Source organism: Cuniculiplasma thermophilum, assembly GCF_052315355.1.
Lineage (GTDB): Archaea > Thermoplasmatota > Thermoplasmata > Thermoplasmatales > Thermoplasmataceae > Cuniculiplasma.
This window is the reverse complement of the sequence record NZ_JBLSDF010000039.1, coordinates 1-17181: the sequence shown is the minus strand read 5'-3', so window position 1 is coordinate 17181 and position 17181 is coordinate 1. Positions and strand designations below refer to the sequence as shown.

The following is a 17181-nucleotide window of genomic DNA, read 5'->3' as shown; positions in this document are numbered from 1 at the left end:
TTTACTGCAACATCCCATACGGGTAAAGAATGAAAGAAGGGAGACGCATGCTCTTTCACGAGGAGTTATCCTCAAGATCGATAACGCGTATCCCTGGCCAAACATGATCTCATGTCTGGTTAAAAATAATATACAAGATCATTCGTAATGAATCCAACGAGTAACGCATATTTGAAGTGCGTATTATTGAAACGATCTTTCAAGAATGATAATAATTAAGAATGAGATGATTAAATTCTTCCCGCGCATGATGCACTGCATCACTGGCCTGCAGTACAACGGAGATGAGATGAATGACAAATATAGCAATAGATGTTGGAAAGATGTAGAGCTATTTCGTTATTGAACAGAATGGAGAGATCGTAAAGGAAAGCTATGTGAATACAGAAAGGGAATCATTTTCATCAATACTTGGGGAATATCCTTAATCAGGTGTGGTGATGGAAGCAAGCAGCACAATAGACAGAATAGCACCCTATGTGAAGGAATATTGCAGTGACATAACTGTTGCCCATCCCATGAAACTGAAGGTGATGTCACAGAGCATGAAGAAGACCTATAGGAACGATGCACACATCCTTCTGGAACTCAACAGACTGGGATATGTACCGGAATCATATCTGCCCTCTGTGGACATCCGAAGATCAAGGGATCTGTGCAGGAATCATGCATTTCTTGTCAAGCAGAAAACAGCTGTCAAGAACCGCATCAGGGATCAGTCCTACAGGCTGCGCATTTACTTCATGGATTTCAACAAAAAGACGGATGATGATCTCAGATCTGCCAGCGGTGTTCTCAATGCCCTTGTCAATGATCTGGAATCCCTGAACCATGAGATATACGAACTTGACAGGATCATAAGAAAAGAAGTTGAATCCAGCCATGAGGCATCACTCATATTTACCATACCCGGTATAGGTTATTATGGTGCCCTTGCAATAGCGTCGGAGATTGGTGACATATACAGATTCCCCCGTGAGGATAATATATTCTCATATGCAGGTCTGGTACCGAGGATACATCAGTCAGGCAACAGGGAATGGAAGGGGCACATAGCAAAGGGCAACACATTCCTGAAGTATCTCCTGGTTGAATGTGTGCAGATACATCTGATGAGAGACGAACCCTCACCAATCAAGGACGCATATGAAAGAATTGAATCCAGATCCTGATCAAAGAAGGCGAGGATTACCGCTGCAAGGCACATGATCATGGCAATATACTACATGCTCAAGAAGAATCAGAATTACGATGAATATCTGAAGAAGAGGAGAGGGGTTTGAATTGAAACTGCTGCATACAGCTTAGTTAAGACTAAACTCGTATGGGACGGAGAGTACGAGAAGGCGAAATTTTCTGCTGCAAACAGCGTAGTTAAGACTAAACCCCTCCAACTCTGAAGAAGGTCAGAGTATGGCGATGACATAAATAGTAGAACTTCGGAAAAGCCAGAAATGTAGATAAAGGAGGACGGGATAAGATCATTGGGAAGAATTTAACATAGTAGGTTATAAATGAAAATACGATTAAAATTTGAGAAGTAAATTATAAAAATTAAAAACGCAGAATTTTAAATAAATTCTTTTCCGATAGTTTCTCTCGCAACAATCTGCTTCATTATTTCCCTTGACCCTTCGGCCAGCTGGAAGGATCTTATGCCTCTCAGAGACCATTCTTCAGGGCACTCCTTACTATATCCGAATGCACCCTGCCACTGAAGGGCATCATTGATTGCGTCAAATGCCCAGGTTGTAGATAACAATTTTGCCTTAGCGATTTCCTTTGAAACCTGGAACCTCGTAAATTTATGGAATTTTTGTTCCTGATTATAAGTCCACAGAGCCTTATATCCAAGGTCCAGAGCAGTTTCCATTCTTGCAGTGTTCTCCGCAACCTGGAATTGCAACCCCTGGAATTTTGTCAACGGTTTTCCGAAAGCAATCCTTTGCTTCATATATTCGATTCCTCTCCCAATGGACTCTAACGCAGCTCCTGCGCTAATTACAGAAATGAGAGCTCTGGCAAATTCAAAGCCCTCGTGAACTATTTTAAAGCCTTCATTTTCCTTCCACAGGAGGTTTTCTTCTGGTACGGTATAGTTGTTTATCTTGAACGCCCCCCAGCTTGAACCTTCGCGGCCCATCTCTTCAAGATAGGTGATGTCGAAGTGCTCATTGGAATATGGTAGATATATAAGAGATGTACCAGAGGTGCCTGGCTTATCGGGAGATGTCTTTGCAACTGTTATGAAACCTCCTCCAATCTCCTTTATTTCTCTGACCATGCTTATATAACTCTTTTCACCATTCACAATGAACTGTTTCCCCTCGTGCTTTGCAACTGTGGTCATGGATGCAACATCTGAACCAAAGTTCGGTTCCGTAGATGCTATCCCTATGAATTTTTTTCCTTTAACTACGTCAGGCAGAACCTTCTCTTTAAGACTTTCAGTCCCGTATTTTGAGAGCAAATAAGACCAAGCATTATCTACCAGAAACAGAACAGGTATAGACACGGTCGGATCAGATCTTCCAATTTCCTCCGCAACTATCCCAATGGTCACAGGATCATATTCAGGCCCTCCGTATTTTTCTGGAACTGACATCCCGAAGAAGCCCTGCCTTGCCATACCGGTGAGAATTGATTCCGGAATTTTTCTGGTCCTTATCATTTCCCTTATTTTTGGTTTTATTTCTCTGTTTGCAAATTCCCTTACCGTTTCTCTTAAAATGTTTTGCTCCTCTGTGAAGGTGTAATCGAGCATACAGGTATATGCTCTATGTTTATTTTAAATTGCAGGTCTTATAAGACCCCTTAACCAGATTTTTTCAAAAATTCAAAAAGTAAATTTGTCTTATTTTTTCAATGCATTGAAGTCTATCTTTGCCATGGAGGGATCCTTAGCCATCAGTGATACTCGGCTGTCCCTTCTTTCAGCGGCAATTTCGTATCCAATTTTCTCGCTCAGGGAAATTGTAAACTCCATTATTTCATCGTGGGAAGGCATGTTATCCTCGCTAAGTCTTGCAATAGATTGACCAACATGAACGTATCCCTTGGATTCTATGAAGTGTGGATCTGCTATCTTATCCCATTTTGCATACTCATCTATATAGGGCATATTGATTCCCTTTACAAGTGTATGCCTTATCACCTTTCTTGTATCAAGAGAAGGTAGAAGCTCCATGGTCCTTGTAAAATTCTCCCATGCATTACCTATTGACGGATTTAATAGGTTATTGAATACTTCCCTCGTTGGACCCGCGGTTGTGACGTATAACTGAGTGGGTAATGGATCGAGCTTTTCCAGAACCATAGGAAGTGTCCCATTTGTCACAAGGAATGTGGAAAAGCCTCTGCGATGGGCAAGTTCTATGAATTCACCCAATCTGGTATATAATGTTGGCTCACCAGTAAGGGATATTGCGATGTGCTTAGGATTTTCTGCCTCCTTCCACTTTTCCTCGGTAACCTTTGGATTTCCCTTAAACCCCGAAATTAATTTCATGTGGGCCTTAATGCTCTCCTCAAGAATGAACTCCGGATCATCCTCATCACTTATCCTCATGCTGTCGAAACCATTAAATCTCCAACAGAAGGCACAATTTTCTGTGCATGAATTTAAGGCAGGTGTCATCTGGATGCACTGGTGTGAATTTATACCATAAAATGTTCCCTTATAACAGGATTTTCCACCTGTCAACTCACTTTTTGTCCAGTGACAAACCTTTACAGCGGAATGTTTTCCAACAAGACCGTAATGTTGTTTTCTATAAACTTCCTGATATTTATTTTCTACCACATTCTAAAAGGCAAAACGGTTATTTAAGTGTTGAGTGACTCTAATTGAGAAACTTAAAGAAATGTTTTATTAATTCAAATGCATGTGGATTTATGCCTAAAGGAAGTTTTTGGACAGATGTGTCTTATGGTGAAAACGTACCGGAAGAGTTCTATGCAGTCATTGAGACACCAATGGGATCGCGAAACAAGTACGAGGCCAATAAATCCGGACCAGGAATAATTCTAGACAGAGTACTCTATTCCTCAGTTATGTATCCAGCTAATTATGGGTTCATACCTCAGACCTATTATGAAGACGGCGATCCTATTGATGTTCTCGTTTTGAGTAAATATCCGGTGTTTCCAGGAGTAATCATTCTCTCAAGGCCAATAGGCATTATGCATATGATTGATGGTGGCGAAAAAGATAACAAGATAATTGCAGTTGCAGTAAAGGATCCAATGTATAAGGACATAAAGACCCTTGATCAGGTAAATCCCCATTTGTTAAAAGAAATAGTAAACTTCTTTGAAACCTATAAAATCCTGGAAGGTAAGAAGACTCAGGTAGATGGCTATGGAGATGCCGAAGAGGCCAAAAAGGAGATCATGGCATCTATTGATTCCTATAATGACAAATTTGATCCGGAATTCTAACATTTAAAATTTTATATTTGATTAGCATTTTGGAAAACGAATATTTCAGCCTTAAGAGAATATAAGAGGAATTTCTGGGTCGCTTCCTTCGCATCCGCAATAAGGTCCTTTGGAATTGGGGCAACTTGGCCGTTTCTGGCCATATTCATGACGATTAATCTTAAAATTCCCATAATCGAAGTTGGAGTTATTTTTGGTGCCATGGCTGCAGTCTCCATAGTGTTTTCCATAGTTGGTGGGTATTTGGGTGACATCTTGGGAAGAAAGATTTCCATACTAATAGGGTCCTTCATAGGTTTCATAAGTTATTTTTTAGTTTTCATATTTTTTGCCGAAGGCGCTTCGTCTTTACTGATTTCCTTAATATTTATTTTTTCATCAGTTTCAGGCGCACTAGTATTTCCAGCTAGCTCCGCAGTTGTGGCTGACACAACAAGCGAGGAGATGAGAAGGAGTGCCTTTGGTATTTACAGAATATTTGGGAATCTAGGGTGGGCAATCGGACCCATAATAGGATCAACAGTTTACGATTACGGTGTAGGATATATTTTCCTTTTTTCAGCCATTTCTTCTGCCATTCAATTTCTTACAGTGCTGATCTTTATGAAGGATATGAAACTAAGATTTATGGATGTGAATAGGGGAAAAGGATTCGTAAGTTTCGACACTAATCTTCTAATTTTCTCCTTTGGCACACTTTTTCTGACAATATTAACTTCACAGTTCAATGTAACATTCCCCACTTATGCAAATATCCAAGGTGGAGTTCCGGCTTCCTACATCGGGTATATTTATGCTGTAAATGGAACGGTAGTTGTTGTTGGCCAACTTCCCATGAATGTGGTTTTCAGAAAAATAAGCGATTTAAATGCTATGCAAATAGGTGCAGTGGTTTATGCTATCGGATACTTTCTTTCAGCCCTATCCCATGGGGTTGTTGACTTTATGGGCGTAATGGTTATAATAACCATAGGAGAAAACTTTACATCACCTGGAATCAGCAGCATTGTCACAAAGATAGCCCCAGCCGACAAAATAGGGAGATATAATGGTTTTAATTCCATGATGAATGCCACTGCGAGAGGTATAGGTCCATCCGTTGGATCTTTTTTCTTATATATTTATTCATACAATGGTGTTAAAACTTGGACCTCCCTTGATCTTTTCGCAGTTCTTGCAATTCTTTTGTTTATTATTCTTAATAATAAAATAAAAAATGACAGGAATGTCAATGCAAATATTGCGTAAATATGAGAACAATCAAAAAAATTATTCCTATAAATGAATTGGCATTAAGGAATGATACCTTAATTGTCTTGGGATCTTCTGGATTCAATATAACATGCTGATAGATTATAAGCACAGAAATTAAGACAAGTCCTGCAATATAGAAATAACTCGGTATATAGAATAATAGAAGGGCAAAAAAGAGGATTGTAAAAGCGTGTGTCACTGATGATATTACCATTCCCTTTCTTATTCCGTAAGCTGTCATTACGGTTTTCAATCCATTCTTAATATCATATTCCCTATCTGGTATTGTATAGATCATATCAAAGCCGCCTATCCATGTTCCTGTTGCCAGCACAAGTATGTAAACCTCAGGTGATGACGGAAATACAGGTAAAGCCGCCAGATATCCTGCCATTACACCAACACCTATGGTGAGTCCCATGAAGAAATGACGCCACTGAGTGTACTTTTTCAACATGGGATCTATGATGAATAGAATCAGCACAACGGGAGATAATTCAAATACAAGCCTGTTAAGGAAAAATGTGGTAACTTCAAATAATCCCACTGTTAGAAATATAAATGAGAATGCCTGTATGAGCGACATCCTCCCATTTACAAGTATCCAGTCTCTCTTTCGGGGATTGATCAGATCATACCTTCTGCCAAGGACCCTGTTAATTGCCATTCCAGAAGCCCTGGCCAGAGTTCCGGCAAGCAGAACAAGAATAAGAATTTTCAGACCTGGATAACCGCCAGCTGCTATGAAACTACCTGCCACTATGAATGGTAGATCAAACACTGTGTGTTCTATTTTGATAAAGTCGCCCATATCAGAAAGTTTCAGATTTTTAGTTTCTTCCTCAATTCCTGAATTCTTTCGTCCATATCCTTCTTCATTTGCAAGGTTTCCGGCCATTCCCTCTCGTACCCCTCTGATTTCCATTTTCTGGTAGCATCAATACCCATTTTTGATCCATAATTAAAAAGGGAAGATGCATGATCTAGACTATCTGTATGTGTTCCAGGTATAATAACAACGTCCCGTGAAGGATCAATTCTAGTTGACATAGCCCATAATACCTGCCTCCTGTCATGAACATCCACATCGGGATCTACAACAACCACAATCTTCGAAAACATTAGCTGGCCTGTCCCCCATATTGAAAACATAACCTTCTTTGCATGTCCAGGATATCTTTTTCTGATTGATACTACAACCATGTTGTGGAAAACTGCCTCCTCCATTGTGTTCATATCCACAATCTCTGGAATCTGGAGTGTAATCAGTGGCAAGAACAGTCTTTCAATGGCCTTCCCCATTATTACATCTTCATGCCAGAGTTTTCCCACAATGGTTGTTGGATAGACGGGCTTCTTCCTCTGAATCATCTTTTTCACGTGAAATACTGGAAACTCTTCAGCCAGTGAATAATATCCCGTGTGGTCTCCAAAGGGACCTTCCATTCTGGTCTCGGAGGTATCAATATACCCCTCAAGGACAATTTCTGAGTTCATTGGATATTGAAGATCCACTGTCTGACCCTTAACAAGATCCATTCTTTTCTTGCTGATTAGCCCCCAAAATGAAAATTCGTCTAAAGGTTCAGGTAATGGTGCAACAGCTGAGAATATTGTCAACGGGTCTGTTCCCAGTGAAACTGAAACGTCCATAATTTTACCCTTCTCCTTATTTTCCAGAAAATGCCTTGATCCGTCCTTGTGTATTTGCCAGTGCATACCCATTGTTTCTGAATCATACATCTGCATTCTGTACATACCTGCATTCTTTACCCCAGTTACTGGATCCTTTGTTATCACGACTGGTAGTGTAACGAATGGTGCTGCATCCTGAGGCCATGTTGTACAAATTGGAATAGTTTCCAGATCTACCTTATCCAAAACAATATGATCACCATCCAGTTTTTCGTGTATTTTTGGCCTTAGACCTCCCAGTTCTCTCAACATTTCAAGACCTCTTCCTATCATGGATTCGTTCTCCTTTGGTGGCCTTATTAGATTTCTAAGGTTTTGACCAATGTTAAATGGAGTATCACCTAAAATTTCATTCATCTTCTCCTGAGTGGAGAAAATGTTTCCCACTACGGGTATTTCATATCCCTTAGGATTTTTGAATAAAAATGTACGTCCCCTACCTTCCCTTTCCTCTTCGCTCAATAACCATGTTAATTCAAGGTATGTATCAATCTCATCTTCTACCTCGATAAGATCCCCTTTCTTCTTTCTATCTTCAATAAATTCTTCAATATCTTCGTAAACCATTTTTAGGGAATGCAAAAAAAGGATTAATCATTTTGTTAAAATATTTTTAAGAAAAAAGGAGTTTTATTTCTTTCTAAATAATTCCATTACGACTGCTCCAAGAACAACACCTGCTATAGCTGCTACTGCAATGGTTATGTATGTTATATCTGAGTAACTTGATTGCACTCCAAAGAGAACGCTTACCACAGCGTTTCCGTCAGCAAGGAATGATCCAGAGCTGTCAGTGGTTAGATATCCTGTAACATTTCCAACAGTATATGAAACTGTTCCATATGGCACTGATACATTTAGATCCTGCTTTGTGCTGTTATAAACAACTCCATTGACCGTTACAGTCCAGTTAGTTCCCTGAGTCAAACCTGTTTCCTGGAATTCAATGGTATACATCTGCTTTGTGTAACTAACATTTACATTCGTATTTGCATTCAAAGATACGGACCCTGAGGATGATGAAAGCGAATATCCTGCAGGTACGCTTATGAAATATGAGTAGGAACCTGCGTAGAGATCACTGAAAGTTATTGTTGTTCCAGTGCTGGACATTGACATTCCGTTAACTATGACAGACCATGTTGTGCCAGATGCCAGTCCTGATTCTGTGAATGTTAAGTTGTACATGTTCACATGGGTAAAAGTAACGGAGTTGGAAACATTACCAAATATGGGTACAAAACCCATGTAACCAGATGCTGCATATGAGCTGGTACTGTTAACAATCACATAATAATATCCAGGCGCAATATTCGTTAGTGTAATGGATGACTTGTTCGAGCTCATGGTTCCCACTGGAGTTGCGGTTTTCAATGTTATCTGTTGTGGATTATTTACAGAAGTGTCTCTCACACTAATATTCTGGTAATAGTAGTATGAAAGCGTCCAAATGGTTTTAGGGGGCAACCCAGTCTCGGTAACTGTAAGGTTGGATCTGAATGGCGATAGTGTGAATGGCTTTGTGGAATTAAGTTTCATTACACCTTCCTGAAGACATATGAAATTGTCAGAGGAAACTGCATATCCTTTATACGGGGTTGTTGTGTTAAGATAGAATGAATCTGTTGTGAAAGTGTACATTCCATTAGCATGCCCTAGTTCTACTGTGAGATATCCGACATCAACGTAGTAAGTGTCCTGACCAGTTGTCAAAACGTTTATTGTGAATGCTGAAGTGATACCTTTCAATACATTAGGATTCGGATCGCTTCCCGTCTGCATCAGTCCATAATTATTGTATGGGGATGTGCCGTTGTAATTCCAGTAATAATTACCTAAGAATACGTCTGAATATGACACTGAGGTGTCTCCCGTGTACACATTACATTCTGGACTCATTATTGGTGTCTCAGTGAGGAAAATGTTGTCCTTAATCAGATAACCTGTTCCAGAAAGCTCCAAACCTATCTGCTGACTGCCTTCCAAGTAGCTTCCCCAGAAGGAGTTTGTGAGATTTACTTTAGCCACTATGGACATACTTTTAAACAAGTTCTGATAGAATGTTACATTTGCTGTCTGATAGGGTGCATTGTATACAAAGGCTCCGTAACCAAATACGTTGAAGGTGTTTTCTGTTACATTTACATTGGTTGAATTCCATATTTCCAGAGACCCTTCGATATAACCTGTCTGCTGGAAAGAATACCACTGAACAAATGTTCCCTCATTGACAGAAACATTTGTCGAGTTATATATCCACAATGGAAGACCGTTTGTATTAATTAATCCATAAAAGCCTGCTACGATTGATGCAAAGCCTGAATATGAGACAGGCATGTTGAAATTAACCACTGTTACATTTACATTTGAATTGTAAATGAACACTCCCGGAAATACAGGGAATGCGTAATCGTTCAGCTGGGCGAATGTTGTGTTTATTTGACTAGAATATGCATCAATTACATAGGGATCGGACCTTGTGCCGGTTCCACTAATAGCCACTGACTTAACTGCATTGTTACCATCCAGGATTATGGGAGTATATACACCCATCGAATTGTTTGCCTTCATGTTGATGATCGTTGACGTCGTAACATTCAGATATGAAACATTGCTACCCGAAATATCATAATAGTTTTCCAGTGCTTCAAATGGATACATCATTGATTTGGGAAGTAAATAATGGAAAGTACCAGCGTGACCTAGGGGTGCCCAGTTCCAGAATCCCTTATTTGCGGCCTTCGTGTTCTGTGCTATGAACAAAAAGGGTTCGCCACCATTGCTTTTGACCTGACCGTTGTACTGAACAAATGTGTTGTTGGTTTCGTTCCAAAGACCGTAAACCATTGAAGGGCCAGATGTCAGATATGCTGTCGATCCTGAATAATGTACATCAACTCCAGTTGAAGTCTCTCCTGTTTCTGAACCTATATCATAGGCGTTTGGAACGTTTACGAAGTGACCAATGGTGCTATTGAAGTACATAAGGTTCATGGTACCAGATATGTTTTGGACAGTAGCGGTACTACCTCCACCTGGACCACCTATCATAATTTCAGAATCATATGGTATGTATCCGGTAGGTGTCATTTCTGTTCCACTCACAAGGTATGTCAATGGAGCGGCATCTGTTGTGGAATTGAAAACTGCCTCTTCATAAGTTCCGGATTTGGAAATTTGCGGGAGTGAGTAATTGAACCAAAGAGCCTGCCTTCCGTTTACAATTGAAGTGTTCATGTAAAGATACAGATTCAGTCCGGAACCTGTTATTGTGTAGGTTGGACCCACTATTATAATAGCGTCAGGATAACTGGTTCTCTGCTGACTCGAATAATATAGAACATTATTCATTATGGGTGAATTTGGTGCGTTAGGATTTGTAAAATTCCATATGTTCAGAACAAATGTTAACTGATGCGTCCTTGCAGAATAATCCACTACATTCTGAGTCCAGAAATTATAGGTGCCATTGCCAAACAGGTTTACATTATTCAGAATTGAGTTAAGCTGAAAAGTAACAGTTTGCGGTGCATCATCTGCCAAGTTTATTGTCTGCAGCTCTGATAAATTAACGTGGGCAGCGACGGATGGAAATGTGTAATTTGCCCCGACGGTCTTGCCACTTTGGTTATAGAGACCATAAAAACCAATTCCCATTGGTGCTGGAGATTCGGCGTATCCCAAGGTTATGAGTCCATTTCTCACATTTGAAGTGCTCATAAAGTTTGGTAAGAATAGATCCTTTATGGGTAGACCATACTGTTTAGCTTCCTTTACGAGATTCGCACCCTCATCTTTTCTATTTAATGTAGGCGCGACAGTGCTCGTATGAGAAATTTTTGAATTAACTGCTATGTTATGACTTGCCAGAATATTATTTGTGCTAGCGATTTGCCTATTTTGATTGCTATTAGTACCTGGGACAATAAATAACACTCCCATTACCATAATAGCAACTAACATAATTGCTATGATTACCTTTGTTTTATTCATTGAGAGGTTATTATGGAAATCTTATAAATATTTTATTATTAACAAATTGTCTTATATATGTTTAAAATCCATCCAAATATTTACCTTTTATTTTTATGCGATAATATTTAATTTGATTCTGAAGAGCGCCACTAATTTCTATATTTGTAATATGCTAATTTAAAGATTGTTGGGTATTTTATCACATTAGTCAAGGAGTGTCTACCTAAATTATGCCTTGACTTTCACTGATGGACTCATAACGAAGTTCTGGTCTTCCTGTTACCTCTACTTGAGAATATTATTCCAACGGAAACCAATAAAAATCCGGTAATTTGTAACAAACTGAGTGTTTCATCAAGAATGAAAAATGCAAAAACTACAGAGAGAGCAGGAACAAGAAATAGAAAAGATGAGATCGTTGACACATTGTAATCTCGATTTAACCTTAAAAATAAGTAATAAGCAACTGAAGTCCCGGGTATACCAATAATAATAGCCAAAAGTATGAAAGAAATAGGTGGGTGAACTATTTGACTGGGATTTCCGAGGACTAATGAAACCAAAAAAATTGGAATTAATCCGTATGCAAACTGATAGAAGTTTGTACTGACCCTATCCTCTGTTCTGATGAAATGCTTGTAGAATATTGTCCCGATTGACCACGAAATTGCTGCAAGCAATTCAAGAACAACTCCATAGTATGATTTAGCCCCAATGGAATCAGAAAAAATAACAATAACTCCCAAAAAACCAAAAATTATGCCTGCCACAGTTTCTTTAGTATACTTTTCGTGCAATAGCACAAGGGAAAGAAATGTGGATATCACAGGATAGGTGTATATCATTATGGAGCTTAAGGATGATGAGACAGTGCTCTCTCCAATGAACCAAAGCTCCATGAAGATGAAAACGTTGAAAAGCGAAAGTATTATCATCTTTAGGTGAGAAATTAGACTCATCTTCAGATTTATTTTCCTATTGAAGATCAGAATTATTCCGATTATTGAAAAGATGACCCTGTAAAGAAGTAAAGTAAATGCATTCTCATAACTGAGCGCTAACTTCACCAATGTGTAATTTAGAGCCCAGAATGAAGACATGAAAATGAAAAACAATATGTCTTGTTTTTTCTCCAATGCGGACGCATTAAAATTTAATATACATAGCTTATTGAGACAACCTTATACGGTGTAATACTATCATTATTCTATGACTGGTACCTTGTTTGATAACAGGGAGAAGATTATTTCATTTTTTCAGGGAAAGGGAATACTCCTTGATCCCAGGGCACTTGAGATAATGATTGAAAAATCCATGGGATCAATGATTGTAGAGCTGTACAATAAAGAAATCAGTGATAAGGGGTACATTGAAGTTAAGGATGTTCTGAAATTGATCTCTACTCCACAAAAAAGAGATACGAGCTTGAAGGAGATAGATTATTCAGAAATAAGGGCAAACAGTTCAGTGGATGATTTTAGAAAAGTCTTTGTGAGTAGATATGAGAAATTGAGAAAAATAATCATGACCTCAGGAAAGCTAAGGGAGGTTTCAAGCATATCTGCCGTAAAAAGAATGCCAAAGGGTTACGTCAAGATTGTTGGAATGATTGGGGATATAACTGAAACTAAGAATGGGCATAAAAAATTCAGATTGGAAGATACTGAAGAATCAATAGATGTAATTATAATGAATAAGAACGGCCTGTCAAAAGAGTTACTATTGAATGATGAGGTTATTGGTGTTATCGGAAGTAAACCTGAACAGACCAGTGATAGGGGTAAGAGCGAACCGGTTATATTTGCCAACGAAATAATTCGTCCTGACATACCTGAAAGGATTGTTGACTATAAGGGAAAGGAACCCGAATATGTGGGTTCCATATCAGACATACATGTTGGAAGCAAAACATTTCTGAAGGATTCCTATAGAAGAATGATTAACTGGATAAAAAGTTCGAACGATGAGAGCAGAAATTTGAAACATTTAATCCTCAGTGGTGACGTGATAGACGGTATAGGCGTATATCCTGGACAAGAGAATGACCTAGAAATAATAAACCCATATGAACAGTATGAATATCTAGCTGAATTTGTAAATCAGATTCCAGAGGATATTAAAGTTTACATAATGCCGGGAAACCACGATACGGTTAGACTTGCTGAACCACAACCAGCATTTAATGGTAAAATCAGAGAAATGTTTTCCTCAAATGTCAATTTTCTACCCAATCCCTACAATCTTGTTCTGAATAGGAAGAATATTACCATCTACCATGGAATGGCCCTTAATGATCTGATTGAGTTGATTCCTGGAGGTAGTATGGATAGCGTCGGAAGTGCCATTGAATTGATGCTAAAGAGAAGGTATATGGGATCAGCCTACGGAGGTAGAACTCCAATTGTGCCGTCCAATGAAGATTATCATGTAATGGAAAATGTACCAGATATCTTCATTACCGGGCACATCCACGGTCATTATTTGGGAAATTACAAAGGTGTGAGATACGTGAATTCATCAACATGGCAGTCTCAGACGGAATACCAAAAAATGATGAACTATTCTCCTGAACCCAGTATATTGACGCTTTTTGATCTGAATTCTATGGGCGTGGTGAAAAAAGACTTCTCGAAATGATTATAGGGTTCTCAATATTATTTCCTCAATTTCTTTTCGGAAAGATTCGATTAAATCCTTTGTTGCCTCTTCTCTAATGGATTCAGGAGCACTAAGAAAACCTATTTTTGCGGTAATTTTGGCCATCCTTGCCATTGAATCATATTCCTTGATTTTGGCCTCAAGGTAATTTTCTATAACTGAGGCAAGTTCCCTCTTTAATTCCTTATTTTCGTTAAGTTTTTTCCTTATATATTCCTTAATCAAATCCTTAACAATTTCCCTTACGGATTCTATATACATCTCTTCCGAAGGCAGACTTCTCATTATCTCTTTTAGAGATTTTTCTATATCGTCAGCCATAGGAGTTTAATCTAAATTGGTAAATAAACATTCACAAAATAAATATTTATAATAGCTGGAAATATACCGGATACAGGTTGCGAGGCTAAAAACCATATTGAATAGCCATGACTCCTAAAAAACATCGATTCACGATCTTTGATGTTCGAATTTGAGGTGAAATATTGAAAAGAAGTTCCCGAGACTGGAAAAAAAGAGGAAATATGAGATGGAAATGGAGAAAAAAGAGAATCAGAAGACTTAAAAGACAGAGAAAGGCAAGTAAAAGCTGATCCCTTTTTTGTTTGTTTTGTTCCTGTTATCTTTCATTTTATCAATAATTACTTTATTCGTTTTTGATGGATCATAATTTCGCAAAATAGCCACAGGAAATAGTTATTTATAGGAAAATACTATTTGCGATAAGTAACCAGAAGTCGTAGATAAACAGGGGGACATGGGGTAGTCAGGTATCCTAACGGGCTCCAGTCAGGTTTTGATTAGAATCGGGTCATCTGAATATATGATGATTGACTGGAACTATGAACCGGGAAGAGACCCGCAGATCTGGGTTCAAATCCCAGTGTCCCCATTTTTTCGCGAAGTAGATAAAACTAAAGAAATTGACTTGTTTCAAATGCTTGTGTAAATTTTCATATTTTGTCTAAGCTCGTACATTGAACCCCATGATCAGGAGTGCCGTACCATAGTTTCCCAAAAAGAATGTATACTACAAGTGAATCGTAATAATCATTTATAAGGTATCGGTTTCATAAATCCAAACTCAATGTTATCCAATATTCCAAAAAGAGAATTATCAAGTCCTCAGTCTTCATTTCGGTAAGTTTTTTGAACCCTCCTTGGATACAGGGACAAAATTTTTAAATACTGCATATATGCAATTTGAGTGAGAGAAATACCCAACAAAGGAGTGATGATGATTCTGATTCAGGTGATTGCTATTCTCATTGTCTGTGGGTTTCTTGCATACTCAACAAATGTATCGCCAGATCAAATTAACGGCAATGCAATCATGAGCGGAGGTAACAGAATCACTCCACTCATTCATATTAACAGTTCATCAGATTCTGGCCATGTGAAGTATACACTATTTCTTTTTGACAACATCCTAATCGAGGGTAATAAAATCAAGGGAGAAAATGACCTTGGACCAAGTGGCATAACATATGATTCCTGGAATGGGGATATGTATGTCATTGATAGGAGTTCAAATTTGATCTCAGTAATAGACAGTTCTTCCAATAGTGTTATTTCAACAATAAAACTTGAAACATATCCCGTAAGCGAAGCATTTGACGCCCGGAATGGTTACATATATGTAGCAACTCCTCTTTCCAATAACATCTGTGTTATAAATGGTGAGACGAATTCAATTGTTTCAAAAATTAAAGTTAGAGCATTTCCTGAGGGTGTAGCATTTGATTCCTTAAATGGAAACATATATGTGACAAAGTTAGCTTCAAATAATGTATCCGTTATAGACGGAGCAACAAATAGCGTTGTTTCTAAAATTAAAACTGGAGATCGTCCTTGTGGAATAACGTTTGATTCATCAAATGGCTACTTATATTTAACCTCACAGCGGGAACAAAGTGTATCCGTGATAAATGGAGGAAACAATAGTCTGGTTTCAAGGATTTCAGTAGGATTTTTTCCAGATGAGGCGACATTTGACCCTTTAAACGGTTATATATATGTGACTGGGTTCTCTTCCATCTGTTCAAATGCATTAGGTAATTTTCGCAGTAGTAACCAGAGTAATCCTATTGAATTATGTTACAACAAGGTATCTGTGATAAACGGAGCAAATAACAAGATGGTTTCAACGATTTCAGTAGGATCATCAGAATCAAAAGGATTAAACTATTATTTGCAGCATCTATTTCAGGAGTGGATTGTATTTGACCCTTTAAACCGCTACCTATATATGACGGATTCCTTTTCAAACAATGTATCCGTAATAAATGGAGCAAATAACAAGCTGGTTTCGACGATTTCAGTAGGATCAGATCCAGTAGGGGCTGTTTTTGATCCATTGAATGGCTATGTGTATGTCACAAATTATAAATCTGGATCTGTGAGCATTATATCCACCGGAAATTCAACATTAATATCAAAAAACAATGCAATATCATTTGGAATTTATAGCGTTGAAATATATGCCATAATATCTTCTACTGTTGTCATTACAGGAATATGGTCTGTGTTGAAAATCATGAATAAGAAGAAATTATCATAACATTAATAATTTGATCTTTTTTGTATCAGTGGAAAAATCAAATTCTGCTTAATAAATGATGATTAACCCTATGCAATCCAAAGTATTTCTATTCCTATGTTGTAATGACTGAAAAAGTAACCTAATTAACCCATCAAAGTCGTATGTGATAATATCCCGAATTTTGTGTAAGAACAAATGAAATAACTCCATCAACAATGGATAAATTTCATGAAATATAAAAGGATGCCTCCTTAGAACAACCACAGGAGGCAATGAATAATGGAAGAGTTTGATAAGAATATATCAAAATTTGTAAGGAAGACGCCGAAAATATAGAAAGATATGACATGATAAATGGGGTATCTAAAATAATTTAAATAATAATAGAGGAGTTCATGCGTATTTTGCTGCTGTCAAAAAAGAGAAGCAAAGTTCAGTTTTTCCTTGGCAAGTATCAAATCGTATACAATGTGGTGTATCCTGACTTTCCGAATCTTTACCACCATTAATTTCTGATTTGCGGCTTTATTACTGGTTCATGAACAGGGAGAAAGCTTATTAATAATGGTGGTATTTCCCACCATTACATCAAAGAATCAGGTAATTGAAAAAACTGT

General features: G+C 38.1%; 12 protein-coding genes and 1 tRNA gene. 6 read left to right on the top strand and 7 right to left on the bottom strand.

Features of this window, described 5'->3' with window-relative positions:
• Nucleotides 1–440 precede the first annotated feature (440 nt).
• Nucleotides 441–1172 carry a transposase gene (locus ACNF42_RS07260; protein WP_443340078.1) on the top strand — a complete coding sequence of 244 codons (732 nt, stop codon included), beginning with the start codon at nucleotides 441–443 and terminating at the stop codon, nucleotides 1170–1172.
• A gap of 398 nt (nucleotides 1173–1570) precedes the next feature.
• Here the strand turns inward: ACNF42_RS07260 and ACNF42_RS07255 are convergent, their stop codons facing one another.
• Together ACNF42_RS07255 and twy1 are read right to left on the bottom strand one after the other, a co-directional pair.
• Nucleotides 1571–2764 (bottom strand): acyl-CoA dehydrogenase family protein, encoded by a 1194-nt coding sequence (locus ACNF42_RS07255; protein ID WP_443340077.1) that lies wholly within the window; start codon nucleotides 2762–2764, stop codon nucleotides 1571–1573.
• Nucleotides 2765–2854: 90 nt separating this feature from the next.
• The gene (gene twy1, locus ACNF42_RS07250; RefSeq protein ID WP_443340076.1) at nucleotides 2855–3802 is read right to left on the bottom strand and encodes a 4-demethylwyosine synthase TYW1; all 948 of its coding nucleotides are present in this window, start codon (nucleotides 3800–3802) and stop codon (nucleotides 2855–2857) included.
• 92 nt (nucleotides 3803–3894) lie between these two features.
• On the opposite strand from twy1, the gene ACNF42_RS07245 reads away from it, so the two are divergent.
• Both ACNF42_RS07245 and ACNF42_RS07240 read left to right on the top strand, forming a co-directional pair.
• Entirely contained in the window at nucleotides 3895–4440 is a 546-nt protein-coding gene (locus ACNF42_RS07245) for an inorganic diphosphatase (protein WP_443340075.1), read from the top strand.
• 42 nt (nucleotides 4441–4482) lie between these two features.
• Complete coding sequence (locus ACNF42_RS07240; RefSeq protein WP_443340079.1) at nucleotides 4483–5688, top strand: MDR family MFS transporter; 1206 nt, start codon at nucleotides 4483–4485, stop codon at nucleotides 5686–5688.
• Here ACNF42_RS07240 and ACNF42_RS07235 read toward each other — a convergent pair.
• The 4 genes from ACNF42_RS07235 to ACNF42_RS07220 all read right to left on the bottom strand — a co-directional run bounded on the left by ACNF42_RS07235 (nucleotide 5669) and on the right by ACNF42_RS07220 (nucleotide 12500).
• Nucleotides 5669–6592 (bottom strand): UbiA-like polyprenyltransferase, encoded by a 924-nt coding sequence (locus ACNF42_RS07235; protein WP_443340074.1) that lies wholly within the window; start codon nucleotides 6590–6592, stop codon nucleotides 5669–5671. The genes ACNF42_RS07240 and ACNF42_RS07235 overlap by 20 nt on opposite strands.
• Nucleotides 6517–7956, bottom strand: a complete 1440-nt coding sequence (locus tag ACNF42_RS07230) for a menaquinone biosynthesis decarboxylase (protein WP_443340073.1) — start codon at nucleotides 7954–7956, stop codon at nucleotides 6517–6519. Before ACNF42_RS07230 ends, ACNF42_RS07235 begins: the two co-directional genes overlap by 76 nt.
• 63 nt (nucleotides 7957–8019) lie before the next feature.
• The gene (locus ACNF42_RS07225; RefSeq protein ID WP_443340072.1) at nucleotides 8020–11382 is read right to left on the bottom strand and encodes a thermopsin family protease; all 3363 of its coding nucleotides are present in this window, start codon (nucleotides 11380–11382) and stop codon (nucleotides 8020–8022) included.
• 236 nt (nucleotides 11383–11618) lie between these two features.
• Complete coding sequence (locus ACNF42_RS07220; RefSeq protein ID WP_443340070.1) at nucleotides 11619–12500, bottom strand: DMT family transporter; 882 nt, start codon at nucleotides 12498–12500, stop codon at nucleotides 11619–11621.
• Nucleotides 12501–12573: 73 nt separating this feature from the next.
• Between ACNF42_RS07220 and ACNF42_RS07215 the strand changes: the two genes are divergently transcribed.
• The gene (locus ACNF42_RS07215) at nucleotides 12574–14001 is read left to right on the top strand and encodes a DNA-directed DNA polymerase II small subunit (protein WP_443340069.1); all 1428 of its coding nucleotides are present in this window, start codon (nucleotides 12574–12576) and stop codon (nucleotides 13999–14001) included.
• Here ACNF42_RS07215 and ACNF42_RS07210 read toward each other — a convergent pair whose 3' ends face one another.
• Nucleotides 14002–14343, bottom strand: a complete 342-nt coding sequence (locus tag ACNF42_RS07210) for a nitrite reductase (protein WP_443340068.1) — start codon at nucleotides 14341–14343, stop codon at nucleotides 14002–14004.
• 430 nt (nucleotides 14344–14773) lie between these two features.
• On the opposite strand from ACNF42_RS07210, the gene ACNF42_RS07205 reads away from it, so the two are divergent.
• Both ACNF42_RS07205 and ACNF42_RS07200 read left to right on the top strand, forming a co-directional pair.
• A tRNA-Trp gene (locus ACNF42_RS07205) sits at nucleotides 14774–14914 on the top strand.
• Between the two features lie 315 nt (nucleotides 14915–15229).
• Nucleotides 15230–16582 carry a YncE family protein gene (locus ACNF42_RS07200; RefSeq protein WP_443340067.1) on the top strand — a complete coding sequence of 451 codons (1353 nt, stop codon included), beginning with the start codon at nucleotides 15230–15232 and terminating at the stop codon, nucleotides 16580–16582.
• The last annotated feature ends 599 nt before the right edge of the window (nucleotides 16583–17181 follow it).

Coding starts and splice junctions, on each gene's coding strand:
- ACNF42_RS07245 (WP_443340075.1), top strand. CDS start 3,895: ATGCCTAAAGGAAGTTTTTGGACAGATGTGTCTTATGGTGAAAACGTA.
- ACNF42_RS07210 (WP_443340068.1), bottom strand. CDS start 14,343: ATGGCTGACGATATAGAAAAATCTCTAAAAGAGATAATGAGAAGTCTG.
- ACNF42_RS07260 (WP_443340078.1), top strand. CDS start 441: ATGGAAGCAAGCAGCACAATAGACAGAATAGCACCCTATGTGAAGGAA.
- ACNF42_RS07235 (WP_443340074.1), bottom strand. CDS start 6,592: ATGGCCGGAAACCTTGCAAATGAAGAAGGATATGGACGAAAGAATTCA.
- ACNF42_RS07225 (WP_443340072.1), bottom strand. CDS start 11,382: ATGAATAAAACAAAGGTAATCATAGCAATTATGTTAGTTGCTATTATG.
- ACNF42_RS07230 (WP_443340073.1), bottom strand. CDS start 7,956: ATGGTTTACGAAGATATTGAAGAATTTATTGAAGATAGAAAGAAGAAA.
- ACNF42_RS07215 (WP_443340069.1), top strand. CDS start 12,574: ATGACTGGTACCTTGTTTGATAACAGGGAGAAGATTATTTCATTTTTT.
- ACNF42_RS07255 (WP_443340077.1), bottom strand. CDS start 2,764: ATGCTCGATTACACCTTCACAGAGGAGCAAAACATTTTAAGAGAAACG.